Genomic DNA, 22,918 nt, shown 5'->3' on the forward strand with positions numbered 1-22,918 from the left:
GCAATGAAGTTCATCAAGGATATCATCGGCGAAAAACGGGAACGGGTGCGGGCAGAAGCTGCTGCTGTCCCCGCTGCCGAACCGGTGCAGCCGCCGGCACGGGACCCGTTCGACAGCCTCGCGCAACAGCAGGAAGCAGAACCTTCCGCGCCGCCGCTCAACCTGGACCTCGGCTTCAATCTGGACCCGGAACCGGAGGCCGCTGAGGACGGCTATATTCTGCCGGAGGATTTCCTGGAGGAAGATGAGCCGGAAGAAGAAGACAGCGCGGAAGCCTGCCTCGACAGCCTCGGCAGCGAAGCGCCGGAAGAGGATGCCATCGCCGCTTTCTTTGCCCGGGAACAGACACAAGAGACCCTCGCAGAGCCGGAACACGTTGCGGCAGCCCCGGAGTATGCGGAAGCCGAGGACCCCTTTGCGGCAGAGGATGCAGAGCCGGAGGCAATTGCTGCTGAAGACTATGCAGCCGAAGAAGATGAGGATGCGCCGGAAGTGCTGGCGCAAGAGCCTGATTTCGGCCGCCTGCAGCAACCGGAGGCCGCCGCGGATCAACCCGGCAGCTACCGGGTGTTCCACCGCAAGCCTGCCGCTGCAGCACAAATGGAGCTGGAGGCTGACGCGCAGCCGGAACCACAGCCTGATAACCATGCGGATCTTCGTGAAGATTTGCGGTCTGATCCCTGGCCCGAACCGGTCCGGCAGGCTGAGGCCCAGCCCGCTCCGGCGGCGCAAATGGCTGCCCAGGCGCCCCAGCCGCAGCAGGAGGAGGCCGCCACCGTGGCACCCATTGACGTGCCTGCGCCCTCGATGGGCCGCGGCGCCAGCCGCGCAGGCCGGGTAAAGACCCGTCTGCTTGGCTTCAGCCCGGCGCAGGCGCCCGGCAGCGATCCGTTCTCGCGCGGCACGGAGGCAGCCGGGCCCGGCTACACCCAGTTCCCGGTTGGCTGGCTAGCAGTGGTGCAAGGGCCGGGCCGCGGTGCCGCCTTTACCCTGTTCAGCGGCGTCACGGTGATCGGCCGGGGCGAGGATCAGACCATACGTCTCGACTTTGGCGACAACAGCATCTCGCGCGACAACCATGCGGCCGTCGCTTATGACGCTGAGCAGAAGGCGTTTTACATCGGCCACGGTGGCAAGGCGAACCTGGTACGCCGCAACGGCCGCCCGGTGCTCAGCACCGAGGAACTGGCTGCGGGTGACGAGATCCGCATCGGCGAAACCACCCTGCGGTTCGTGCCGCTCTGCGGTGCCTCTTTCGGCTGGGACCAGCCGCATCAGGACGAAAGCGCCCATGCTGCATTCCGCTGAACTTGAGTACGACGCTGCGACGGCCATCAGTCAAGGCCGCCGCGAGCGTCAGGAGGATGCCGTCGCCGCCGATTTCATGGCTGGCGCCGGTGCCGGCTTTGCTGTGCTGGCCGATGGGATGGGCGGCCACGCGGCTGGCGATGTCGCGGCCAAAATCGTGGTGACAGAGGTGTTTGCAGAACTGAAGCTGCGCACTGGTGAGCCGGACTTGCTGGAGCCCGCCATCGGCGAAGTGCTGCACGGTGCGGTTGATGGCGCCAACGCCTGCCTTGGCGAATATGCCAGCCACCAGCCCCAGGTGCAGGAACGGGGCATGGGTGCTACCCTGCTGGCGCCGGTGCTGTTCCGCGACCGGCTTTATTGGATTTCGGTCGGCGACTCGCCGCTGTACTTGTTCCGCGACGGCGCGCTGATCCGCCTCAACGCCGACCATTCGATGGCGGCGGAGCTGGAGAAGCTGGTCGCCCGCGGCCGCATGGATCCGGCAGAGGCCGCCGCCCACCCGGACCGCCACTGCGTGACCTCAGTGCTGACCGGTGCGGATATCCCGCTGGTCGATTGCCGCAGCGCACCTGTGCGGTTGCAGCATGGCGATATCGTGTTGGCCGCAAGCGACGGGCTTCTGTTCCTGGAAGAGGAGGAGATTGCCGCCGTGCTGGCCGCCGAATGCCACAGCCCCAGCGCCCGCATCGGTGCAGCGCTGATGCGGCGGCTGGAGGCGCTGGACGCGCCGGAGCAGGACAACGCTGCCTTCTGCGTGATCAAGCCGTTCGACCCGCAGGCGCCTCGCCCTGCCGCAGCAGAAGCCGCCGTGCCGGCTGCGCCGGAGCAACAGCCGCTCGAACCCGCCGCCGCCCGCCAGCGTGCCGGCCGACGGGTTGTTACCTTCATGGCCGCATCCTCCTGGCGAGACGCGCCGGATGCGGGCCGCAGCAAGACGGATGCATCCGCGTGAGCCTTCCTCAAAGAGACATAAGCCCGCTGGCAGGCCAGCTGGAACAGACCCTCAGCGCCGGGCGTCTGCCGTCCGAGGTTTCCGGATGGGGCAGCCAGCTGCTGCAGCGCCTTCGTCAGCCGGTGCAGGTGGCGGTTGCAGGCACCCCCGGCAGCGGCAAATCCGCCCTCATCGACATGCTGCTGGGCCGGGTTGTGATTGGCCGCAACGGCGGTGGCCTTCTGGTTGATGTCTGCCATGGTGCGCAGGAAATGGCGGAGGTCGAGACCGCCGCGGGCGAGCGTCTGCAAATCCCCGGACTGCTGGCGCAGATGGAGCTGCCGCAGGACGCCCGCCGGGTGCGCCAGATCCTGCCCGACCCGCGCCTGCGCTGGCACAGCTACCGCGAGTTGCCACTGACAGGACCGCTGGCAACGCAGCAGGAGATGCTGCAGCAGGCCGCAGGCAGCGCCGACATCATCCTGTGGTGCAGCCAGGAGTTCGCCGCAGATGAACGGGCGCTCTGGGCCGAGGTACCCGACAGCACCAAGGATCACAGTTTCCTGGTCCTGACCATGGCCGACCGCCAAGTTATGCGCGGCACCCTGCCCGGGCTGATCGAGACGCTGGAACCCATCGCCGCTGAGGAGTTTCTCGGCGTCTACCCGGTGGCAGCAATCCAGGGGCTGACCGCCCGCACCGCTGAGGCGCCGCAGGATGGGCTGTGGCAGTCCAGCGGCGGCAAGCAGCTGGCCGGGGACGTGCAGCGCCAGGTCGATCTGGGCCGAGCCTCTGACGTTGATCAGGCCGAACTGCTGATCCGCCAGTTCGGAGGCAGCCTGCCGGCTGAGGCCGCCCCCGACGTTCCGGCCCCTGCTTCTGCAACACCCCCTGTGCCGGCGATTGCCGCCGCCCCGCAAGCTGCCAGCCTGGGAGCCGCGCTGGACCAGCTGCAATCCGGTGCCGAGGCGATGCTGGCCGAGGCCGAAGCCGCCGGCGGCCCGCAGGCCGCCCCGGTCCTGGCGCAATGCATGGAGATGATCCGCAACCTGTCGCAATCGCTTGATGCGATGCCCGCCAGCGCCGCGGTGGAGGCCGCCCGCGAGGCCGCGCAAGACGGTGAGGAGATGCTGATGCTGTGCCAGCTGGAACAGGATGAGGACGCCGCCGTGGATGCGGTGACCCTGCTGATCCAGCTGAAGAAGGAACTGATGGTAGAGCCGCCCGGATAGGGGCGTAAAACCCCAAGACCCGCGTGCCGGGCAGCAGACCAAAACTCCGAAGCAGGACACAAAAACAGGCCCCGCCATGAACATGGAAAACCAGATCGAGAGCGCCACCGACATCCGCGCCTCCGCCCGCCCCACAAACCTCGGCGCCGGGCTGGAACCGCTGGCGGATTTCGCCCGCAAGGCGCGGCGGCTCGACGGTGCGCTGGCCACCCTGCATGGTGTCTCCGGCGAGCGGGTGCAGCGCAGCCTCACCCGCCTGCAGGACGAGCTTGGCACATTTGAACCCAGTGTCACCCTGCTGGGGCAGGTGAAATCCGGCAAAACCTCGCTGGTCAATGCGATGGCAGGCTGGGCCGATCTGCTGCCTTCGGACGTCAACCCCTGGACCTCGGTTGTCACCTCCTTGCATCTGGAACCGGGCGAGACCCGCACCGAGAACAAGGCCTGTTTCCAGTTTATGACCGAAGAGGAATGGGACCGGCTGACTACCAAAGGCGGCCGCATCGGTGAAATGGCGGGCCGCGCCGGTGCTGACAGCGAGCTGCAGAAGATCCGGACCCAGATCGAGGAGATGCGCGAACGCTCCCGCCAGCGGCTGGGCCGCAAGTTCGAACTCCTGATGGGGCAGAAGCACGATTACGGCTACTTCGACAAGAACCTGATCGAACGCTACATCTGCCTCGGCGATGATTTCGATGACGCGGACCTGGGCGAGGTCGACGAGCAGGGCCGCTTTGCCGATATCACCCGCGCTGCCGACCTCTACCTCAATTGCCGCTCGGTGCCGCACCGTCTCTGCCTGCGCGATACGCCGGGTGTCAACGACACCTTCATGATGCGTGAGCAGATCACCATTCAGGCGATCCGCGACAGCCGCATCTGCGTGGTGGTGCTGTCAGCGGGCCAGGCGCTGACCTCGGTCGACATGGGGCTGATCCGGATGATCTCCAACCTCAAATCGCGTGAGGTGGTGATTTTCGTCAACCGCATCGACGAGCTGGCCGACCCTGCAAACCAGATCGCCGAGATCGAAGCCAGCATCCGCCAGACCCTGGAGACCCACCACGGGCCGCAGGAGGCGGAAATCATCTTTGGCAGTGCCTATTGGGCCAACAAGGTGCTGACTGGCGGGATGGAGGACATGGATCCGACCAGCTCCGCCGCGCTCCTGAATTGGGCAGAGGCCTCGGTCAACGCCTCCCACGCCAAAGCAACGCCGCAGAATATGGTGTGGGAGCTCTCGGGCCTCCCGGCTCTGAACCGTGCCGTGTCCGAACGGATCGTCGCCGACCTTGGCACACCGCTGTTGCAGCGCATTGCCGCCACCGCCACCACCGCCGCCACCGGCCAGCAGGCCGCCAATGCGGTCATGGTGCAGGGCGAAGGCAGCAGCGGCGGCGCCAACATGCACGATGTGCGCACCGCCTTCGAGGACATCTGCCAGACCCATATGGAAGCGATGGAGGCAGAGGCCGGCCAGGTGCTCGATTCCTTCCGCGAGCGCGCCGACCGTGCCCATGCCACCTTCACCGACCGCGCCACCCATGCGCTGATCGACCATCTGGAGAAATGGGGCGAGGACTGCCACTGGGAATACGATCCGGCGGGTCTGCGGATGCTGTTGCGCTCTGCCTATTCGGTGATGACCAGCCGCATGCAATCCGCCGCGCAAGGCCGGTACGAGGCCGCGGTCAGGGACGTGGCAGAGCTGCTTTATGACGGCTTCGGCCCGGCAGTTGAGGGCATCCAACTGGCCGTGCCCGAGGTGCCGCAGCCCGCTTCGCCGGTGGCGCTGGCACAGTCCATTGCGCTGGATTTCAACGACAGCTGGTGGGCCTCCTGGTGGCGCCGAACCCGCGGCTACAAGGCTTTTGCCAAACAGTTCCGCAAGCTGATCGCAGGCGAGACAGAGGATTTCATGACCCAGCTGAAGACGGTGCAGACTGCAGAGGCCCGCTCCGCCATCCTCGCCCGTCTGCAAGGATTCTTTGACGATCAGCGCGACATTCTGCTGGAGATTTCCGCCTGCCGCCGCGGCGGTGGAGACATGCAGGCCCTGTTCGCCGGGGACGAGGCCAACCGCCGTCAGACTGAAACCGCCACTGCATTGGAAACACTCAGGAGTTTCACAGCATGACCTATCAAACTGCTCAGCACGCCCCGGCCTCTGCCGCCCTCCCTCCGGCGGCCGCCCCGGCCCGCAAGCCGCGGCTGGCGCTGATGGGTGAATTCAGCGCCGGCAAGAGCACTCTCACCAACCTGCTGGTGGGCCAGCAGCCGCTGCCCACCCGCGTTACCGCCACCCGCCTGCCTCCGGTCTGGATCTCTCACGGGGCCGAGGGCGCCTGCCTGACCGGCACCGACGGCAGCGAGACCCCGGTGCGGCTGGAGGACTTGGACGATGTGCCGCTGGAAACCACAGCACTGATTCGCCTGACGCTGCCAGCCGAGGCGTTGGAGCTCTGCGACCTGATCGACATGCCGGGGATCTCCGATCCCAACATGCCGGCCGGCGTCTGGCAGAACCTGCTGCCAGAGGTGGACAGCGTGATCTGGTGCACCCATGCCACCCAAGCTTGGCGCCAGTCGGAGGCCGCCGCATGGGAGGAAATCTCCGCCCGGCTCGACGCTCCCAGCACCCTGCTGATCACCCATTTCGACAAGCTCAAGACCCCGCGTGACCGCGACCGGGTGCTGCGCCGGGTGCAGAAGGAAACCGGCGATGGTTTCAATGCGGTGTTTCCGCTGTCGCTCAGCCAGGCGCTGGCCGCAGGCGAGGACATGGAGGCCTGGAAGACCAGCGGCGCTGACGGGTTCATAGAATATCTGGTCGACCTGCTCTTGAACTGGTCCCAGCCGGACCGTCCCCGCCCACTGGCTCAGTCTGCCGCCGCCGCCCAAGCGCTGCAGCCCGAGCAGCAGTTGCGGGCAGATGTGCTGGACATCGGCGGAATCCGCGACAGCGGCCCGCAGCCAGATCCGCAGCTGCAGGTTGCTGCCGCCGGTGCAAGTGGCGGTCCCCGTGTGATGCCGCGCCGGGTCTCGGCCCCGTCCCGCCGCAGCCAACGCCCCGAAACCCCTTCTGACGGAGACTGAGCCCGCTATGCTGCCAGCACACGCGCTTTGTAAACACATGCCCCGCTGCGGGGGCTGCCCATGACCCTGGCTCTTCAGCTCGACGCCTTGCGCGAGTTTGAGCCCGGCTGCCGCCTGGCTGCCTTTGGCGATCTTGGCGCCAGCATCGTGCTGCGCAGCAGCAGCGGCAGCGGCCACCCGCAGGAATACCTCGACGATCTCTGCCAGCAGGCCCGCCGCGGCTTCCTGGCGCTGGATGCGGCGGTTCAGGCCGGCGGTGTGGCAGCGGCGCCTGCGGACGATGTGATCCTGCTTGCCCCTGGCGAAGCGCGGCTGTTCGTGCGCGGCTCTGATGGCTCCGGCGATGCAGTGCTCTGTGTCTGCGACGATGCGGATGCCGCCGCCCGGCTGGCCGCGCCGGCCCGGCAGATGCTGGCCTGTCAAATCGGGGGGACGTGATGGCAAAACCCGCGCAGCAGACCCGGCAAACCAGTCCCGGCGCCACCTCCGGCCTGCACCAGGCGCTGGTCCGGTTGGCTCAGCCCGCCCGCGCTGCGGCATCCAGCACCGGTGACAGCCTGACCGCCGCAGTGCTGCGGGAAATCCGCGAGACCGTGCTGCCGCGCGAAATCACCCTGTGCATCAAAGGCCGTGCCGCCGCGACCCTCACCGTGGCGCAGCGCCGGATTGCGGGCCTCAGCCTTCCGGACAGCGCGGACCCCTCCTCCGTCGCGGAAGACCCGGAGACCGCAGCCCAGATCTTTGCCACCCGCTTGCGACAGTTGAAAGCGGCCAGCAAGAGCGGGGATTTCAGCTTCCGCCGCCGCCCCTGCCCTGCACCGCAGGGCACCGGCACCTGCTCTGTGGGAACCCTTGCCGCCGCCCTCGCGGCGGCAAGCGGCGGCCGCCTTGACCATTTCCGCGCCCGGGCGCTGCCACAGGCCGCAGCCTGGCTGCATTGCCCTCAAGGCGGCGGCCAGATACGAGGCGACGGGCCGGAAGCGCTGCTCACCCGGCTGGATGCGGTGCGCCAGACGTTGGCCTCCAGGGCGGCCCGCCCCGCCTCGGCCCGGATGCCGGTGCCGAAACCGGACTGCCTGCTGCTGCCGGTCTCGCCGCAGCTGCACGTCCTCGCCGCCTCCGACGGCGGCGCCCTGCTGCTGCTGGCCCTGCCGCCGGAAGCGGCCCGCGCCCAAGCCGCGGCCTGGGCGGGCATTTACGGCTGACCCTTTGCGGTTGCCCAAAAAACGGGCACATCTTCTGCCAGGGGGTGCCGCAGAACACTTGCCCGATTGCTATCCGCTGCAGGCCGGGCAATATCTTGGGGCAGCCAGCCCGAATGGATCCGGACAATGACCGCCACAGCCTTTGAAATCGCCGCCGCCCGCCCTTCGGACCCCGAGGCCACGTCCCTGATCCGCCGCCACCTGGCGCAGATGGCGGCACAATCACCGGAGGAAAGCTGCCACGCCATGGACATCAGCGGCTTGGAGGGGCCGGAGGTGCAGTTCTTCCTGCTGCGCCGGAACGGGCAGGCGCTGGCAATGGGCGCTCTCAAGGACTTGGGCGATGGCAGCCGCGAGCTGAAGTCGATGCACACCCTGGCAGAGGCCCGCGGCAGCGGCGCAGGCCGCGCCTTGCTGGGCTTCCTGCTGGACCTTGCCCGCCGTGGTCAGGCTGTCGCGATCTACCTGGAGACCGGATCCACTGAAGATTTCCTGCCGTCGCGCCGGCTCTATGAATCCTTCGGCTTTGTCCCCTGCCCGCCGTTCGCCGATTACGCCGAGGATCCGTGGTCGGTCTTTATGCATCTGGATCTGCGCGCCGCGGCTTGACCCCTGGCCGCAGCCTGTCATAACTGGCGCCAAGCGGTCCCTTAGCTCAACTGGATAGAGCAGCTGACTTCTAATCAGCAGGTTGAGGGTTCGAGTCCTTCAGGGATCGCCATTTTCTCCTTTAAAATCTGTTGATAAGCGGTTTCACTCAACTTGGAGTGTGTATAGCAGGCCCATACAGGGGCCGAATTTGAGGCCGCAGAGATTTCAGCGGTCATTCATGATCTCCCTCGTCCTGTCCGCAACACCCCTTTGGCGTACTTTTGAGTCTGGGTCTAAGTGGCGTGTCCGAGAAGATGGTAGACCTCCACCAGACTTATGCCTCAGTTCAGCATCCGGGTAGCGTAAGTATCCCGGCAAGAGTGCAGAGTTGCCTTGTCCATGGATTGGAAGGGCTGAGGCTGATCCTGCAGTCGTGTCAGGACGTGGTGCAGCCTGTTGCTGATGAGTACAAAGACTGCCTTCTGTGTCTTGTGGTTTCAGTTGTCGATCCTCATCTTTTTTCGACGAGTATCTCTTTGTGCTCGCTGCCTGTTTTGCAGCCTCTACCTGCCACCACTGGTCTCTGCCGACCAATATCCGTCAGTGCATTCCGCGGCGGTGTCCCAAGATGAATTCAGGCTGCCCCCTCGTGGAGACTTGTGCGCGATGACTATGCTCCCAGCCTTTCGCGGGTGTCCTCATCCTGATCGCCTTCTGCAATCCGCCCGAACGCCTGCCGCCACCCTGATGCCATATCCGCCATTTGCGACAGAACTTCCGCATCATCCCGGGAAATCCTGCGGGTCAGGCGGGCTCGGGTGACCCGCAAAACGCTCCAGTCCGGATTGCGCCTTTCGACCAGCGTAATCCGGTCGCCTGCAGCGGCATCCCCTTCTTCCAGAACGCGGTAGTACCACCCAGTGCGGCCCGATTTCTGAAACAGGTAGGGCATCTTTGCGTTGCCTGTATGCAGCCCCAGTTTCCAGCACGGCTGGCGGCCCTGGCTGATCTGCACCGTCGCAGACCCCAGCCTGAGGATATCGCCGATGCAGAGATTTTCTTCGGTCAGGCCGGTTGTGCTGATGTTCTCGCCAAAGGCTGCCGCTTCTGTGCCAGCAGCCATAATCCCCTCGCTCTGCCAGGCGGCATAGTGATCGAAGGCATAGTGATGAACCGCCTTTTCTTCGCCGCCATGCACCGTCAGGTCCGCCTGCGCATCGCCTGAAAACCCGGTCAGCGTAACGACCTGGCGGCCGGACACTTGGTGCTTTTGAATGGCCGAAGGCGCTTTCCCGTCCCAGCGGTTCCGGACAGCGCCAAAGAAAATGCCGCCGATTTCAGCCGACAGGTCAGGATGTGTCATTCAGGCCTCTTTGTGCTCAATGCAAATCTTGTGTTTTTCCCCGGCCGCCAAAGCCAACCCCAGCAAGGTGCAGAGCCCGTGTTCTGAGCCGGCATCATGATAAGCGCAGGTCCGGCAACGGCCGAATGAGTGGCCTCCGTTGGCGGCCAAGGCCAGTTTCAGGCTTTGCATCAGGCCATCTTCCAGACTGTGCCGAACATCCGGCGGCAAGCTGCCGATGGCCTTGGCGATCGGGTTCGCCTGCTCCACTGCTGCAAGACCTGCCTCAGTGAGCGCATAGGATATTGACCGCTGGTCGGATTCTTGCCGCCGCTCGGTGGCATACCCCTTGCGCACCAGAGCTTTCAGGGTCTGGGACATCGTGCCGCGCGTTGTTCCGAGATACTCCGCCACATGTGACGGGGACCGGGAAAACTGATTGGCTTCAGACAGATACTCGAGCGCGGCCTTTTGAGTCGGATTCAGGTCCCCGATCCAGCCGCTCGCGGAATCTATCCTGGCAAGACGGTTGATGAGGATGCGGATGCCGTGATCGGTTTTCATAGGCAATCAATAGCGAGTCGAAATTAAAGTTGCAATCCGCTCTTCCATTTAGTAGCGAGTCGCTATCAAATAACAGGAGACGATCATGAAACTTTCCTTTGCAGTGTTTGCCGCTGCTGCCTTCGGAGCCTCTACCGCCCTCGCCGGCGGAGACCACGCCCTGCATCAGGAGGGGGCCGTCATGTCACCTGCCGATCCTGGAACGGCGGCGGATTTTGACATTCTGGCCGCGCATGCGCATCGCGATGGCAATACCGTGACCTTCCACATGACCACTGCCGGCACCGCAGGCGCTTCGGTCCCGGATGCGGGCGGGACAGTTGGCGGTTCGGATGTCTGGTCTTATGTGTGGCCGACCTCTTTGGACCCTTCTGCAGTGGGGTTCGAGGGCGGCACCGGAATTCTTGCGCTGGCCGCAACCAGCCACCCGGATTTCGACGATACACCGCTTTATGATGAGAACGGCGACGGCGACACGGCCAATGACGGTGTCGAATGGCACAGCCATTGGGTCGTGCTGACTCCGTCAGAAGCCTGCGGCCCGGGTGCGCTGTCCGTGCGCGACATTCCCGAAGGAACCTCGCCCAGTCTGCCCGCGACATGGCCGGGGTTCCCGGTATTCCTGGACAGCCCGGGCTTCACACCGCTGTTTGACGGGCCCGAAATCAAGGTGAACGCCGGATTTGCCAGCGATGTTCAGCTGGATGGCGTTGCCTATGACGGTGTCACATCCGCCTTGCGGGTGAATGCAAACATTCATGCCCCGCTGCTCTGTGTCACCAATGTCTTCGATGTAGCCTCAGGCGACCTGAGCCTGCCCGGCACGCTTCAATAATCCGCACCGGGCAGCCGCCGCAAGCAAAGCGGCTGCCCCTCATTGAGGAGAAAGCAAATGCAAGCGCCAGAATTGCAGGTATCCGAATGGTTCAACACTAATGAAGACCTCAGGCTTTCAGATTTGAAAGGGAAGGCCGTGCTGATCGAGGCCTTCCAGATGCTGTGCCCCGGGTGTGTCATGCATGGCATTCCACTGGCGCAGAAGGTACAGCGGCACTTTCCGAGCGATAAAGTTGCGGTGATCGGTCTGCACACTGTTTTCGAGCACCATGACGCCATGACACCTGTATCGCTGAAGGCCTTTTTGCATGAGTACCGCATCACGTTCCCTGTGGCGGTCGACACGCAGGGGGCTGGCCCGCTGCCGGAAACCATGTCCGCCTTCGGGATGCGCGGGACGCCCAGCCTTATCCTTCTGGATCAGGCCGGCCGGATTGCGGCGCATCATTTCGGCCAGGTTTCAGAACTGCAGCTAGGGGCAGAGATTGGCTATCTGCTTGCAGGCAGGGCTGCCTCAACTACCACCTCGCCCAGGACCGAAGTTTCCGGCAGGTGCGATGACAGCGGCTGTCCGGTGTGATTGGCTTGCCGGACACTCTGTTTGGAGGGAACACTGTTTCACCGGGACCTGCTGCTGGAACCTGAAAAGCCCACGGCCCATCTGAAGCCCAGTGTGCCGGGCTGACAGCAGGGCAGCGTTATGCCCTGCCCGCAGTGATCAGGGATGCGGATGCGAAACGCCGAAACGGTTGATCAGGTAGGAAAAAATGTCTTCATCTTTCTCGATCCTGCGCACATCTCCCACACCCGCTTCGCTGAGGTCAGCTGAATGCGTGTCATCCCCGTCCGGCAGGACAATATGCGGGCACCCCTGGCGACCGCCGGTGTAGCCGGGCAAGTCCCCGCGCGGGTGGGCGAAATCCACATAGCGCACGTCAAGCTCCTGACGGATTTTCGGAAACATGCTCAGAAGACCTTCAACTTTCAGGCAAGCCGGGCAGTAGAATAGCATATCGCCATATTCCGGATCGTTAAAGTCTGATTTCAGAAGGTACAGGATGGCTTCCGCCATGGATCATTCCTTTCAGGGTCCGCCGCTGCAGGTGGTCAGGCTGGCTGCCGGTGTGCTTTTTCCGCTCGTGTCGAGCACTGAATGTGCTTGACGTATCGAACATCGATGTATAGTGCAACAGCATGAGCATCAATAGCAAATCTCCGGACCTCCTTAGCCCCGGCTACTGGAACAGCACCATCAGGATGAGCTTGTCTAAGTTCTTCATTCTCTGCGTTCTGTGCGACCGCGACTTGCATGGCTATGACATCGCCAAAGAAGTCATCAACAGAACAAAGGGGTGCTGCGCCCCGAAGGAAGGCACAATCTATCCGGTTCTGAAGCAGTTTACTGAGGGCGGTTACGTCACCTATGAAACGGAGACCGTCTCCGGCCGGGAACGCAAGATTTACACGGTCACAGACAAGGGCCGTGAAGCCTTCAAAGTCGGGCTCGGAGAATGGATGAAAATCACACAGGCCCTGAACGATTGTGCGGGCAAGGCTGAAGCTTAGTCTCAGCTGTACTCTTTTGGCCTTTGACTTTGATGGTCGATGCATCGCTCTGCTATACATGAGACAGTTACCCGATACCGCACCCGGGGATGCGTTTTCCGCCGGGCAGGTTGCCAAGCAGATGCGCGCAACCTCCCACAAGAAGCCTGCGCTATGCCCGCTGTTTTCATCTCCAACCGCAACTCAGCCACTAACAAGGCCCCGGCCTGAAGGAGAACTTCCATGAGCATCTTTGACACCGCTCCCGAAAAGACTGGCGACAACTTTGTGCGCCACAACCCGAATTTCCTGAAAATGGTTTTCGGCAACGAAGAGATGGCCCCCTTGTGGGTTGCCGATATGGATTTCGCTATCGCAGACCCGATCAAGAACGCCATGCTGCGGATCGCAAACCGCGGGCAGTTTTGCTATGAGTTCAATGCCAAAGGCGTGTTTGCTGCGATCTCCGGCTGGTATGAGCGCCGCCACGGTCTGACGCTGAACCCCGAAAACTTCGAGCAGGTGACCGGTGTGCTCACTGCCGTGTCGATGCTGATCCGCGAACTGACTGAAGCGGGCGACAGCGTGGTGATGCAGATGCCGGCCTACCACCAGTTTGGCAAGGTGATCAGCGGAGCCGGACGCCAGGCCGTCAAAAGCCCGCTACGCAACACAGACGGCGTTTACGAGATGGACTTTGGCGATCTCGAGGAGAAACTGAGCGCGCCTGACGTCAAAGCGATGATCCTGTGCAACCCGCATAACCCGGTTGGCCGCGTCTGGCGCGAAGATGAGCTTACCAGGCTGGCAGCGCTGGCCGCCAAACACGGTGTGACCATCATCAGCGACGAGATCCACGCAGACATCATCTACAGCGGCCACAAATTCACCAGCCTGATGGCTGTTGACGCAGCGAACCACGTGGCGGTGATCGGCTCTCCGGCCAAGACTTTCGGCCTGCACAGCATCTCGAATGGTTACGTCTATACAGAGAACGCGGGTATTCTGGAGCGCTTCAAGAAAACCGCCGACTCAATGTATCTGACGCACAGCAACGCCTTTACCTTGGCAGCAACCGTTGCGGCCTATGAAGAAGGCGATGCCTGGGTGGACGAACTGATCGCATATCTGGAAGGCACTGTGAACTGGATCGATGGTTTCTTGAAAGAGGAACTTCCTGCAATCAAGATGTCACCGGTTGAAGGCACGTATCAGGTTTGGCTCGACTGTTCGGCAACAGGCCTTGAGGGCGACGCCTTGAAGGCAAAACTCAGCGAGTCCGGATTTGGTGCCACACCTGGCACATGGTTTGATCAGGAGGCCACCCGGTTTATACGGGTGAACATCGCAGCCCCCCGGGCCGATATCGAAGCCGCATTCAAGCAGTTCAAAGCGGTGATCGACAGCTCTGGCGCATCTGATTGCGCCCCGGCTGCCTGCACGCCCAAACCGGACAGCTGCTGCTGAGACTGCCCCCTTACTTTCATAGCCAGCAGTCAACTTGGGCTGGGAGATCCGAAAAACACGTTTGCAATCTCCCGGCCCCTTCGGCCTTAGAGTCTTACGATCCGCCCGTGCGGGACGCAGCGACCTTTCCACGCAGGTAGCTCGGCCTTCAGCCTCCGGTAACTGCCTAAGTGAGTGGCGCGGCCCTTCAGGCGCAGCTGTTATGATTGCTGCAACGGCTTGACGCTGAATGGTGTGAGAACAGAGAGACTGCCCCCAATGATCGCGGAACCCGCCGGCTGGACAGTGCCTGAAATGCGGCAACAAGATCAGAGTTTACAGTCAAACGAGCTTGATGACCGGCTGTGAATACCTGAACATGAGACCAGAACCGGAACCGGAAAGGCTTCGGCCCTGGCGAGGCTCATTTGGGCTTTAAAGTTCCGCGCGGCCGCCATCCACCACAATCTCGGCACCCAGCATGTAACTTGAGGCGTCGCTGGCCAGAAACAGGCCCGCGGAAGCAACCTCTTCCGGCTGGCCCATCCGGCCCGCAGGCACCTGCGTGCCGATCCGTTCTACGTAGGCCCGGAAATGGTCATCCGTCTCATTCTTTCCGCGGTGAATCGGCGTCACGATGGTACCGGGGCTGACGCAGTTCACGCGGATTTTGCGGTCCAGCAGCTCCGCTGACATGACCCGCGCAAAGGAACGCACCGCCGCCTTGGAGGCCGACAGCAACGCCTTGCCTGGAGTGCCGATTTGGTTGAGCCAGGAGGTGTTCAGGATGATCGAGCCGCCTTCCGGCGTCAGGGGCAGCACGGATTGGACAGTAAAGAAGGTGCCTTTCACATTCACATCCGTCAGCCGGTAGTACATCGCCTCATCTGTCTTGCCGAGCGGCGAATTGAATGCGGCGCCTGCATTGGCAAAGAGGATATCAACTTTGCCGAACTGATCTGCAAGTGCCGCCTGCATGCGCTCCAGATCATGCGCCTGGCTGATGTCAGCCTGAATGGCAATTGCATCGCCGCCAAGTGCGGCGCAAGCGGCTTCCAGTTTATAGGTGTCCCGTCCCGTGATAGCGACGCGGGCGCCGTTCTCTTGCAGCATTTTCGCGGCGGCAAGACCAATTCCGCTGGAGCCGCCGGTGACAAGGGCGGTTTTTCCGTCGAGCATGACGTATGTATCCCGATTGATGGTGTTGAAAAGACCCGGAGCGAATCGGCTCCCGCATGATGGGGGGGCGGAAACAGCGGTTTCTGCTCCGGGCAAGGGCAAACCCGGTTTGCCCGGCTGGATCGCGGCAGGCCGCAATCCAGCCTCTCTCAGCCAGGTCTCAGCGCTGGCTTTCCTCTTTTTCCCAAAGGCTGCCAAAGTAGTCCTGCGCGGGCATTTTCACCCTCGGCAGGGTCTCCTGGCTCACGCTGCCATCCTCTGGCAAAAAGCCGTTCAGATGCAGGATGTAGGCAGTGACCGCATAGGTCTCCTTGTCGCTCAGCTCTTTCGGGTTGAACGGTGGCATGGCTACGCGAACGTAGTCGAAAATTGAGGTCGCGTAGGGCCAGGAATGCCCGGTGGACCAGAGGAAGCCGTGCTCCGGCTTGCCCTCACTGGCAAGGATAGGAATGTACTTGCTCATATCCCCCTCGCCCTTTTCACCGTGGCAGGCGGCACATTGCTCCTCATAGACCACTCTGCCGTCCTGGACCGTTCCGCCGCCGGGCGGCAGGCCTTCGCCGTCGGGAAAGACGGTGGTGTAGAAGTTTGCGAGTTCCTCTGCCGGAACCTTGATTCCAAGGGCGGGCGTGTCTTGTGCTGCGGCAACATCTGCCGTCAGCAGGACAAGTGCGGCAGCCCACGCCAGTGCGTGATTAGAAGACATTGGCGATGGCTCCCTGTCCGTCGACTTGCCAGGCCTGAATGGCGTTGTAATGGTTACGGCTTCCCTCAAGGTAGCGGCTCTTCCATTCCTGATGGGTGGGCTGGGTGTTGCCCCATTCATCTGTTGCCCGGCTTTGCAAACGCGCGGGATAGCCGTTCCAGCGCCACGGCAGGGTGAAGCGGGTCAGCGCTTTGCTGAGCACCGGGCCTTCCAGCTCCGCAGGCACCCAAGTCTTGCCGCCATTGTCGGAAACCTCAACCTTGCTGATCCGGCCATAGCCGGACCAGGCGAGGCCAGTCACCTGGTAATAACCCGTGTCGTGCAGCGTCTGCCCCACTGCCGGAGAGGTGATGACTGACTTGGTCCGCATGTACATGCTGAACCCTTCGATCGAACCGTCGGCAAGGGTTTCGCTGTAGTGGCGGCTTTCCTCGCGGGGGTAAGCCGGGCGGTCGGAGACTTCCAGCCGGTGCAGCCACTTGACGCTGGTGTTACCTTCCCAGCCAGGCAGGAACAGGCGCATCGGGTAGCCCTGAGCCGGGCGCAGCCGCTCGCCGTTCTGATAGAGCGCAATAATCGCATCATCCATCAGCTTCGCCAGCGGGATGCTGCGCGCCAGCCCGCCCGCATCCGCGCCAACGGCAATGACCCATTTGGCCTTTGGGTCAATGCCGGCCTCTTGCAGCAGCAGCTTAACCGGGACACCAATCCACTCGGAGCCGGAAAGCAGGCCGTAAAGGTATTGCAGCGGCATCTGCTGCGGCTCCGAGTGATAGCCATTGGGCGCAGTATTGCCGCCGCATTCCAGGAAATTGATCCCGCCCGTCATCGGATATCGCAAAAGATTGCTGGCTTTGAATTTCAGCGCGCGTTCGGTCATTCCGTGGATGATGAGTTCATGGGTTTCCGGATCGACATCCGGCACACCTGAATGGTGAGCGCCGAAATGCAAGCCTGAAGGGGTGATAATCCCTTTTTGCACATGAAGGGGCGAGAAAGACGCGGTCAGCGTTGACTGCCCGTGCTGTGGAAAGATCTTCCGGACAACACCGGACTCGTGTTGAGACGGGCTGCCGTAGGCTTCATCTTCGGCGCCTGGATACAGCATGTTGTCCGGGAATTCCCTGGCCTGTGCGGCACCTGCCGCGAGGGCCGCCGGAGCAGCCGCGGCGCCGGCGGTCAGAAATGTGGCGCCTGTTTTCAGAAAGTCGCGCCTCGCCAGAAAACCTGTGTTGCGTGTCATGAGTTTCCTCCTTCTTTGCAGCCTTGCGGCGGGCTTTACGAATGATGCGCGTGGCCTGGCCCGGACGGAGGTTGCGCCCGGGCCGTAGTAGATCAGACTGCGTTCCAGAACTGGTAGAGCAGGCCCACGGCAAAGGCGCCGGAGAGCGACAGGCCGAGGTAGAGGGCAAAGACCTTGGGTTTTGCCAGGGCCCAAACGGCCATGGCAGCAGGGATCGAGGTGACGCCGCCGGCTACCAGGAAGGCAAGGCCAGCTCCGGGTGCCATGCCCTGTTCGATCAGACCACCGACCAGCGGCAGCGCCGCATAGCCATTCAGATAGGCAGGCACGCCGACCAGCGTTGCGGTGACAATCGGCAGCAGGCCTTCACCGCCCAGCGTGGAGGTCACGGTCTCCGCGGGAACCCAGGCCAGCATCAGGCTTTCCAGAATGAAGGCCAGCAGCAGCCATTTGGCCAGGAACAGGGTTGTGGTCCAGGCGGTCGCGGCGAATTTTGCCCGGCGCTCCGCCTCGTGCCAGAATTTCCAGACCACCGGCTTGGGCGCACGCATTTTCGAGCCGCCGCACCCACCGTTGCCGACACCTTCGCGCAGCGGGTCTTGCAGAGCGCCGCCGTGGCTCAGCAGATGGACTGTGAGGCCGCCGAACAGACCCAGGCCAACGGCTGCAAGGGTCTTGGCCACGGCAAATTCGGCACCCAGAACGCCGGCGGTCAGGAAAAACATCGAGGGGTCCATGATCGGCGACGCCAGCCAGAAGGCCATGACGGCAGACAGCGGCACACCCATCGACAGAAGCGCCGCAATCAGCGGGATCACTCCGCAGGAGCAGAACGGTGACAGCCCGCCAGCCAGTGCACCAAGGGCGATCATCAGGAGCGGTGAACCGGTAAAGGCCTTTGCCACCAGGTTGTCCGCTCCGGTTGCCCCGGCCCAGGCTGCGACGGCAATGGAAAAGAGCAGGTACGGCGCTGTATGGGCCAGCGCCGCACCGGCGAAGGCCGCGCTGTCTGCGGATTGCGCCGGGTCGAACAGGGTAAGCAGCAGCAGGATGGCCGCGGACGCTGCCCAGACCCGCTGGTCCTTGGCGAACTGCCTGACGGCAGCGCCGGGCCTTGATGTGTTTTCAGTTGTGCCAATCATTTCTAAACCACCAGTTTTGTAGTTTCTTTTGATCCAAGAAAAGGCCGCCTGCGTCTCAAGCGGTCTCCTCCTTTGCCGTCAGGGCCACACCCGCGCAGCATTCCGACGTCAGAAAGTTCACGACAGACAGCATGACGGGATAGTCGACCCGGTTGAACACTTCGCGCCCGCGCTTTTCCTGCACCACCAGGCTTGCATCGACCAGCGTCGAAAGGTGATGCGCAAGGGTAGAGGCCGCCAGGCCCAGATGGTCTGCGATGTCGCCGACCCGAAGCCCGTCCTCCCCGGCTTTGACAAGCAGACGGAAGATGGCCAGGCGGGCGTCGTGTCCGAGGGCGGCAAGAGCGCGTGCGTTAGAGCTTGAAATAGTCATGAGACATGAAATAACTAATAATCCGGTTTTGTCAATATGTTTCTATGACATTTCTCTAACCGTATGGATGAACACACTTTTGAGGGTTCAGAAAGCAACGGGGTGCGAGAAGATATCAGTCGGAAAATGCACAGGTCGGCCAAAGATCAACAATTAAAGAGACGATCATGGCCCGGAATTTTGTCAAAGGCTTTAAGGACACGATGACTGAAGCAAACAGCATGGTTGCCGTCATGCCGATAGACTAAGCAAAGAAGAAATACGCCGACGGATACTACCTGTTCGTTGATATTTGCGATGGCACTGCAGTGCAGCGGACCGGGCTTATTCCCGGCATCGTTCATTGCTCACGAGGCGCTATGGAGTTTCAGATCGCCACGGACAGCCCGCACCACAAACCCGTGTTCAACCAGGACACGACCTAAGTGTTCTCCTTCAGGCTTCATCCGCGAAGCCCTCGCGAACAACATACCAAAGCTTGCCGGGCTTCTGCCGCCACAAGGCCGGCCCCGGCATTTCTCGTTTGCATTGGGGCTTGCACTACGTCACCCACGAACGTTGCGTTTGTGCCTTCGAGCGGTCACCGGCTGTCTCATTCGTCGGAACCGGATCTCCCTGCTAACGTGGTTTCGAGCTCAAATTTTAAGGTTCAATCTCCCAAGGGAGGAGCCAGGGAACCCCGTTCTGCGTGAGAGGCGGCATCAGGGGCCGTCAGCAGAACATAGGAAAGGGCTGCACTGGCCTGGCCGCTGGCCGACCGGATTTCTGCCAGCACCTGCGGCAGCAGTTCCGCGGCATTTTTGCCGTCCGACGCGGTGGCGGCGCGTACCACGGGCGTGTCGCTTGCAACTGCCAGAACGAGTTGCGGAGCTGTTTTGGCTTCTGGCGCCATGGCCAAGGCGAATTCCAGGTGTTGGTTCGCGCCGTGGCCTGGGGCCAGCCGGCTGGAGAGGTTGTAGACTTTGCCCTGGTCGCTGATCAGAACCACCCAGACCGATTGGCCTGAGGGTACCCGGACTGCGGCTGACAGAGCTTCGCCGCTGACAGCCTGATCGCCTGAAAGCGTCAACTGCACCGGGTCTGGCTGGCGGCCCTGGAGGGCACGGGCCAGTTCGGCCGCCGCGCATTGTTCCGGGGTGATTGCGCGTTGCAGCAGCGCGGAACGGGAGCCAAAGCGATCCTCATAAGCTGCAGGCAAAGCGTCAAAACCGCGGCCGTCCGCCGAATAGGTTTCCACCATCCCGGCGCTGGGGCCGGCGGCAAGCCGGGTGGCAAAGCTGCAGCCGCCTGCGTCGAAGGTTGCAAGAAACCCTTCGCGGGTATCAGCGGAAGGCAGCGGGATGTCCGGGGTGGGCGGCTGTGCCGCGGGCTGCCGGTCACCGAAGGCTTGAGAGGCAAGCCCGGACTGCAGCAGGCCTGTTCCCCAGGCATACCAACCGGATGCACCCGCAAAGGCACACAGCAGGATAGCTCCGAACACGGCGCTCTTGCGTCCCTTGGTGTTTGTCGGCACCAACCCTGCGTGGGTGAGCGGCAGGGGACGGCTGGAGGAGCCGGCAGATGCGGGACCCTGCAAATCCGGTATGACTGCCCGCGGCGGCAGAGCCAACCCGGCCGCAGAGACTTGCACCCCTGGCACCGGATGCAGAATGCCGGTGGCGCCCCTTTCAGAAGCCGCTGCAGGTGCGTCCAAACCGTCAGACAGCTGCAAAACATCCTGCATCGTTGCGGGCCGCTTGGCCGGATCGGGCTGCAGCATCCGCGCCAGCAGTGGCTGGAACTCTTCCGGCAGCCCGGACAAATCCGGCACCTCACGGCGGGCCTCGACCGCTTCGGAGATTGAGCTGCCCATTTCCAGCGGCTTGCCGAGCAGCGCAGCTGCAGTCAGCAGTGCCAGCCCGTAGATATCGGTTGCCGGGCTGGTGCTGCCGCCAAAGTGGCCCAGTTGCTCAGGTGCAACGTATTTGAACTTCCCCGCGAACTTCCCCGCGGCGGCCCCCTCCGGAATGGTCTGCGCTCTGGCGATGCCAAAGTCGATCAGGCGTGCCTCGCTCACGATGCCATCGGGCAGCATCACGTTATCCGGAGACAGGTCCCGATGCACAACGCCCTTGCTATGCGCCTTGGCCAGCCCTCTGGCTAGGCGCTGCAGCAGGATCTTGGCAGTTTCGCCGGGCAGAGGTCCGAACTGGCGCAGGTAGTCCGACAACGGGATGCCACCAATGAATTCCATCACTAAAAAGTAACGGTCCAGATCACGGTCGTGGACGTAATTGTAGTAGCGGACGATGGCATCGTCAGTCAGCAGCCGCAGAGTGCGGGCCTCGCGCCGGAACATGTCGCCTGCCTGCACATCGCTGATCAGCTCCGGCCGGATTGCCTTGATCGCCACTGGATCTTCGGTACCGATCTCTATGCCCCGGTACACTTCGCCCATGCCGCCGGATTGCAGCACCGCCTGAATGCGGTAGTTGTTGTTGATCACGGTGCCGGGCATGAGCCCGGAAGCAGCCGCGGCGGCGGTTGCCGGGCAGACCAGCGGACCGGGCACGGCACTTGCACGGACGGGCAATTCGCTCTCAGATGTCGTCTGCGGACGTTCCTTAGACACAGCAGGCTTGTGCGGCATGCTCAGCGCCTGCACCTCACTGATAACCTGCGTCCGGTCGTCAGCATCGGCAGCAGCGGATGTGTCAGCCTGAGGACTTTGAGGGGCTGACCTGGTCATGCCAAGTCGTCCAGAATGTCGCCGGCTGGCCAGCCGGTGCCGCCTGCAGCAGCAGAGCAACGGACCGCAACGACCGTTACATTATCCCTGGCACCGCGTTTCCGTGTTTCTCGGATCAGCGCATCACAGGCCTGTTGCGGTGGCAAGGATGCTAGGCAGTCAGCAATTTCGCGGTCCTGCATATGTTCAGTCAGCCCATCTGAGCACAGACAAAAAACATCGCCCGGCTCAATCCTGCCGCTGACCTGGTCGCACTGCGGTTCACTGCCGGTTCCGACAGCCCGCGTAATGACATTCTTGCGCGGCCAGTTTTCGGCCTCTTCCGGTGTTATCGTGCCCGCGGCGAGCAGGGCGTTTGCCTCGGTATGGTCGCGGCTTTGCTGTACCATCTGACCGTTGCGCAGAAGGTAGGCGCGGCTGTCCCCCGACCAGATGCAGGTAAAGCGGCAACCATGCACAAGCAGAGTGACCACTGTGGAGCCGACTGTGCTGCCGCCCAGTTCCGCCCCGCGCGCCCGGATCAGCCGGTTGGCCTGGAGCAGCCGGTCCATCAGCCGGGACGTCAGATCCTCGCCAGAGGCGGCATGACCGATGGTATCCAGCTGCCGGACAATGGCGGAGCTGGCAAAGTCGCCTGCCTCATGGCCGCCCATGCCATCCGCCACTGCCCACAGCCCCCAGTCAGGGCGCACCAACAGGGCGTCTTCGTTCACATCGCGGCGGCACCCTACATCCGTGGCCGACCCGGTCTCAAATTCAGGGCAGAACTCAGCTGTCACCGTCCGCATCCTTTGTGCTGCCCGGGGTGCCGGCCAGCAGCCAGTGAAGGGCCGGTGCCGCGGGCATGCCGCTGCAACCAAGCCAGATGGCGGCCTTGGCGCCGCTGGCAGGCGCCCACCAGTAGCTGCGGGTCAGCAGAGCGCGTTCAGCGTCGGCTGCGCTGGCCGCCTGGAGCAGCTTCAACAGATCGCCGTTTGGCTGATGCGCCCACAGCGTGCCGCCCGTCTGCGTGGCAGCGTCATCTTCGGCAGGCAGCTGCAGATGCAGACCATCCAGTAATGCCGCCCCGCCCTGGCCCGGTTGCATGACCGAGAAATGCGCGGCCAGCGCCTCATAGGCGGATTGGTCCGTGTCTTGCAGCGGTGCAGGCACCGCGGCCCCCTGGGCAACCAGAAACAAAGGGTATCGCCGCCCGGCACGGTCGCGCGAACAGCGCAGCACCCCCATCAGGCTGCGCCCCAGCACGGCACGCCCGATCCAGAACCTCAGATCCTGCGCCTGCTCCCAGAAAGCCGGCCAGTCCTGCCCCCGCTGGTCGCGGATCTCCGGCAGGCAGCTGTCCAGCCAGGCTTCCAGCTGCTCCGCCACTTGGGGTGCCACATTGGCACGGAGAAAATCACCGTATCCGGGATGTTTGCCTAACAGGCCGATGTCCGCTTCCATACAG

At 63.0% G+C, this 22,918-nt stretch carries 24 protein-coding genes and 1 tRNA gene; 13 read left to right on the forward strand and 12 right to left on the reverse strand.

The window, feature by feature from the left end; all coding sequences use genetic code 11:
- Window positions 1-3 precede the first annotated feature (3 nt).
- The 9 genes from RA26_RS23275 (at window position 4) to RA26_RS20660 (ending at window position 8,496) form a co-directional block, all read left to right on the forward strand.
- A complete protein-coding gene (locus RA26_RS23275) occupies window positions 4-1,308 on the forward strand; it encodes an FHA domain-containing protein (RefSeq protein ID WP_052272513.1) in 1,305 nt (434 codons plus the stop codon).
- Window positions 1,292-2,263, forward strand: coding sequence for a PP2C family protein-serine/threonine phosphatase (locus tag RA26_RS20625; protein ID WP_039187064.1), 972 nt, complete (start codon window positions 1,292-1,294; stop codon window positions 2,261-2,263). Before RA26_RS23275 ends, RA26_RS20625 begins: the two co-directional genes overlap by 17 nt.
- Window positions 2,260-3,474, forward strand: a complete 1,215-nt coding sequence (locus RA26_RS20630) for a hypothetical protein (protein ID WP_039187067.1) — start codon at window positions 2,260-2,262, stop codon at window positions 3,472-3,474. The genes RA26_RS20625 and RA26_RS20630 overlap by 4 nt, the downstream gene beginning before the upstream one ends.
- A 76-nt stretch (window positions 3,475-3,550) precedes the next feature.
- Window positions 3,551-5,611 carry a dynamin family protein gene (locus RA26_RS20635; RefSeq protein ID WP_039187070.1) on the forward strand — a complete coding sequence of 687 codons (2,061 nt, stop codon included), beginning with the start codon at window positions 3,551-3,553 and terminating at the stop codon, window positions 5,609-5,611.
- On the forward strand, window positions 5,608-6,570 hold the full coding sequence (locus tag RA26_RS20640; protein WP_039187073.1) for a dynamin family protein: 963 nt from the start codon (window positions 5,608-5,610) through the stop codon (window positions 6,568-6,570). The genes RA26_RS20635 and RA26_RS20640 overlap by 4 nt, the downstream gene beginning before the upstream one ends.
- Window positions 6,571-6,630: 60 nt before the next feature.
- Entirely contained in the window at window positions 6,631-7,008 is a 378-nt protein-coding gene (locus RA26_RS20645) for a hypothetical protein (RefSeq protein WP_039187075.1), read from the forward strand.
- On the forward strand, window positions 7,008-7,775 hold the full coding sequence (locus RA26_RS22235) for a hypothetical protein (RefSeq protein ID WP_052272514.1): 768 nt from the start codon (window positions 7,008-7,010) through the stop codon (window positions 7,773-7,775). Before RA26_RS20645 ends, RA26_RS22235 begins: the two co-directional genes overlap by 1 nt.
- 126 nt (window positions 7,776-7,901) lie before the next feature.
- The gene (locus RA26_RS20655; protein ID WP_039187080.1) at window positions 7,902-8,384 is read left to right on the forward strand and encodes a GNAT family N-acetyltransferase; all 483 of its coding nucleotides are present in this window, start codon (window positions 7,902-7,904) and stop codon (window positions 8,382-8,384) included.
- A gap of 35 nt (window positions 8,385-8,419) precedes the next feature.
- Window positions 8,420-8,496 (forward strand) — tRNA-Arg (locus RA26_RS20660).
- On the opposite strand, the gene RA26_RS23045 is transcribed toward RA26_RS20660, so the two are convergent.
- From RA26_RS23045 to RA26_RS20670, 3 genes are all read right to left on the reverse strand, one after another.
- Window positions 8,459-8,602 (reverse strand): hypothetical protein, encoded by a 144-nt coding sequence (locus RA26_RS23045; RefSeq protein WP_193747648.1) that lies wholly within the window; start codon window positions 8,600-8,602, stop codon window positions 8,459-8,461. The two genes, RA26_RS20660 and RA26_RS23045, sit on opposite strands and share 38 nt — an antisense overlap.
- A 434-nt stretch (window positions 8,603-9,036) precedes the next feature.
- Window positions 9,037-9,729, reverse strand: coding sequence for an MOSC domain-containing protein (locus tag RA26_RS20665; protein WP_039187082.1), 693 nt, complete (start codon window positions 9,727-9,729; stop codon window positions 9,037-9,039).
- A complete protein-coding gene (locus RA26_RS20670) occupies window positions 9,730-10,272 on the reverse strand; it encodes a MarR family winged helix-turn-helix transcriptional regulator (RefSeq protein ID WP_039187084.1) in 543 nt (180 codons plus the stop codon).
- An 85-nt stretch (window positions 10,273-10,357) separates the two neighbouring features.
- Between RA26_RS20670 and RA26_RS20675 the strand changes: the two genes are divergently transcribed.
- On the forward strand, window positions 10,358-11,107 hold the full coding sequence (locus RA26_RS20675; RefSeq protein ID WP_039187086.1) for a hypothetical protein: 750 nt from the start codon (window positions 10,358-10,360) through the stop codon (window positions 11,105-11,107).
- A gap of 57 nt (window positions 11,108-11,164) precedes the next feature.
- Window positions 11,165-11,689 (forward strand): redoxin domain-containing protein, encoded by a 525-nt coding sequence (locus RA26_RS20680; protein ID WP_039187087.1) that lies wholly within the window; start codon window positions 11,165-11,167, stop codon window positions 11,687-11,689.
- 138 nt (window positions 11,690-11,827) lie between these two features.
- Here the strand turns inward: RA26_RS20680 and RA26_RS20685 are convergent, their stop codons facing one another.
- Window positions 11,828-12,181 (reverse strand): DUF3088 family protein, encoded by a 354-nt coding sequence (locus RA26_RS20685; protein ID WP_052272515.1) that lies wholly within the window; start codon window positions 12,179-12,181, stop codon window positions 11,828-11,830.
- Window positions 12,182-12,303: 122 nt separating this feature from the next.
- On the opposite strand from RA26_RS20685, the gene RA26_RS20690 reads away from it, so the two are divergent.
- Both RA26_RS20690 and RA26_RS20695 read left to right on the forward strand, forming a co-directional pair.
- Entirely contained in the window at window positions 12,304-12,675 is a 372-nt protein-coding gene (locus tag RA26_RS20690) for a PadR family transcriptional regulator (protein WP_206540446.1), read from the forward strand.
- A 222-nt stretch (window positions 12,676-12,897) separates the two neighbouring features.
- Window positions 12,898-14,121 carry a MalY/PatB family protein gene (locus RA26_RS20695; RefSeq protein WP_052272516.1) on the forward strand — a complete coding sequence of 408 codons (1,224 nt, stop codon included), beginning with the start codon at window positions 12,898-12,900 and terminating at the stop codon, window positions 14,119-14,121.
- Window positions 14,122-14,535: 414 nt separating this feature from the next.
- Here RA26_RS20695 and RA26_RS20700 read toward each other — a convergent pair whose 3' ends face one another.
- The 8 genes from RA26_RS20700 to tagF form a co-directional block, all read right to left on the reverse strand.
- Entirely contained in the window at window positions 14,536-15,279 is a 744-nt protein-coding gene (locus RA26_RS20700) for an SDR family oxidoreductase (protein ID WP_039187090.1), read from the reverse strand.
- A gap of 160 nt (window positions 15,280-15,439) precedes the next feature.
- Entirely contained in the window at window positions 15,440-15,985 is a 546-nt protein-coding gene (locus tag RA26_RS20705) for a c-type cytochrome (RefSeq protein ID WP_039187092.1), read from the reverse strand.
- Complete coding sequence (soxC, locus tag RA26_RS20710) at window positions 15,975-17,228, reverse strand: sulfite dehydrogenase (RefSeq protein ID WP_039187094.1); 1,254 nt, start codon at window positions 17,226-17,228, stop codon at window positions 15,975-15,977. Before soxC ends, RA26_RS20705 begins: the two co-directional genes overlap by 11 nt.
- Before the next feature lie 92 nt (window positions 17,229-17,320).
- The gene (locus RA26_RS20715) at window positions 17,321-18,370 is read right to left on the reverse strand and encodes a permease (protein ID WP_039187096.1); all 1,050 of its coding nucleotides are present in this window, start codon (window positions 18,368-18,370) and stop codon (window positions 17,321-17,323) included.
- 55 nt (window positions 18,371-18,425) lie between these two features.
- Window positions 18,426-18,743 (reverse strand): ArsR/SmtB family transcription factor, encoded by a 318-nt coding sequence (locus RA26_RS20720; protein WP_039187098.1) that lies wholly within the window; start codon window positions 18,741-18,743, stop codon window positions 18,426-18,428.
- Between the two features lie 649 nt (window positions 18,744-19,392).
- Complete coding sequence (locus RA26_RS20725; protein ID WP_082015899.1) at window positions 19,393-21,471, reverse strand: serine/threonine-protein kinase; 2,079 nt, start codon at window positions 21,469-21,471, stop codon at window positions 19,393-19,395.
- The gene (locus RA26_RS20730; protein ID WP_241482704.1) at window positions 21,468-22,250 is read right to left on the reverse strand and encodes a PP2C family protein-serine/threonine phosphatase; all 783 of its coding nucleotides are present in this window, start codon (window positions 22,248-22,250) and stop codon (window positions 21,468-21,470) included. Before RA26_RS20730 ends, RA26_RS20725 begins: the two co-directional genes overlap by 4 nt.
- Window positions 22,240-22,914, reverse strand: coding sequence for a type VI secretion system-associated protein TagF (gene tagF, locus RA26_RS20735; RefSeq protein ID WP_039187102.1), 675 nt, complete (start codon window positions 22,912-22,914; stop codon window positions 22,240-22,242). Before tagF ends, RA26_RS20730 begins: the two co-directional genes overlap by 11 nt.
- Between the last annotated feature and the right edge of the window lie 4 nt (window positions 22,915-22,918).

This window comes from Leisingera sp. ANG-M7, assembly GCF_000813965.1.
Taxonomy (GTDB): Bacteria; Pseudomonadota; Alphaproteobacteria; order Rhodobacterales; family Rhodobacteraceae; genus Leisingera.

Bases quoted from the DNA above. Each gene is read 5' to 3' on its own strand.
- RA26_RS23275 (WP_052272513.1), top strand. From the start codon at position 4: ATGAAGTTCATCAAGGATATCATCGGCGAAAAACGGGAACGGGTGCGG.
- RA26_RS20625 (WP_039187064.1), top strand. From the start codon at position 1,292: ATGCTGCATTCCGCTGAACTTGAGTACGACGCTGCGACGGCCATCAGT.
- RA26_RS20635 (WP_039187070.1), top strand. From the start codon at position 3,551: ATGAACATGGAAAACCAGATCGAGAGCGCCACCGACATCCGCGCCTCC.
- RA26_RS20640 (WP_039187073.1), top strand. From the start codon at position 5,608: ATGACCTATCAAACTGCTCAGCACGCCCCGGCCTCTGCCGCCCTCCCT.
- RA26_RS20645 (WP_039187075.1), top strand. From the start codon at position 6,631: ATGACCCTGGCTCTTCAGCTCGACGCCTTGCGCGAGTTTGAGCCCGGC.
- RA26_RS22235 (WP_052272514.1), top strand. From the start codon at position 7,008: ATGGCAAAACCCGCGCAGCAGACCCGGCAAACCAGTCCCGGCGCCACC.
- RA26_RS20655 (WP_039187080.1), top strand. From the start codon at position 7,902: ATGACCGCCACAGCCTTTGAAATCGCCGCCGCCCGCCCTTCGGACCCC.
- RA26_RS23045 (WP_193747648.1), bottom strand. From the start codon at position 8,602: ATGACCGCTGAAATCTCTGCGGCCTCAAATTCGGCCCCTGTATGGGCC.
- RA26_RS20665 (WP_039187082.1), bottom strand. From the start codon at position 9,729: ATGACACATCCTGACCTGTCGGCTGAAATCGGCGGCATTTTCTTTGGC.
- RA26_RS20670 (WP_039187084.1), bottom strand. From the start codon at position 10,272: ATGAAAACCGATCACGGCATCCGCATCCTCATCAACCGTCTTGCCAGG.
- RA26_RS20675 (WP_039187086.1), top strand. From the start codon at position 10,358: ATGAAACTTTCCTTTGCAGTGTTTGCCGCTGCTGCCTTCGGAGCCTCT.
- RA26_RS20680 (WP_039187087.1), top strand. From the start codon at position 11,165: ATGCAAGCGCCAGAATTGCAGGTATCCGAATGGTTCAACACTAATGAA.
- RA26_RS20685 (WP_052272515.1), bottom strand. From the start codon at position 12,181: ATGGCGGAAGCCATCCTGTACCTTCTGAAATCAGACTTTAACGATCCG.
- RA26_RS20690 (WP_206540446.1), top strand. From the start codon at position 12,304: ATGAGCATCAATAGCAAATCTCCGGACCTCCTTAGCCCCGGCTACTGG.
- RA26_RS20695 (WP_052272516.1), top strand. From the start codon at position 12,898: ATGAGCATCTTTGACACCGCTCCCGAAAAGACTGGCGACAACTTTGTG.
- RA26_RS20700 (WP_039187090.1), bottom strand. From the start codon at position 15,279: ATGCTCGACGGAAAAACCGCCCTTGTCACCGGCGGCTCCAGCGGAATT.
- RA26_RS20705 (WP_039187092.1), bottom strand. From the start codon at position 15,985: ATGTCTTCTAATCACGCACTGGCGTGGGCTGCCGCACTTGTCCTGCTG.
- soxC (WP_039187094.1), bottom strand. From the start codon at position 17,228: ATGACACGCAACACAGGTTTTCTGGCGAGGCGCGACTTTCTGAAAACA.
- RA26_RS20715 (WP_039187096.1), bottom strand. From the start codon at position 18,370: ATGATTGGCACAACTGAAAACACATCAAGGCCCGGCGCTGCCGTCAGG.
- RA26_RS20720 (WP_039187098.1), bottom strand. From the start codon at position 18,743: ATGACTATTTCAAGCTCTAACGCACGCGCTCTTGCCGCCCTCGGACAC.
- RA26_RS20725 (WP_082015899.1), bottom strand. From the start codon at position 21,471: ATGACCAGGTCAGCCCCTCAAAGTCCTCAGGCTGACACATCCGCTGCT.
- tagF (WP_039187102.1), bottom strand. From the start codon at position 22,914: ATGGAAGCGGACATCGGCCTGTTAGGCAAACATCCCGGATACGGTGAT.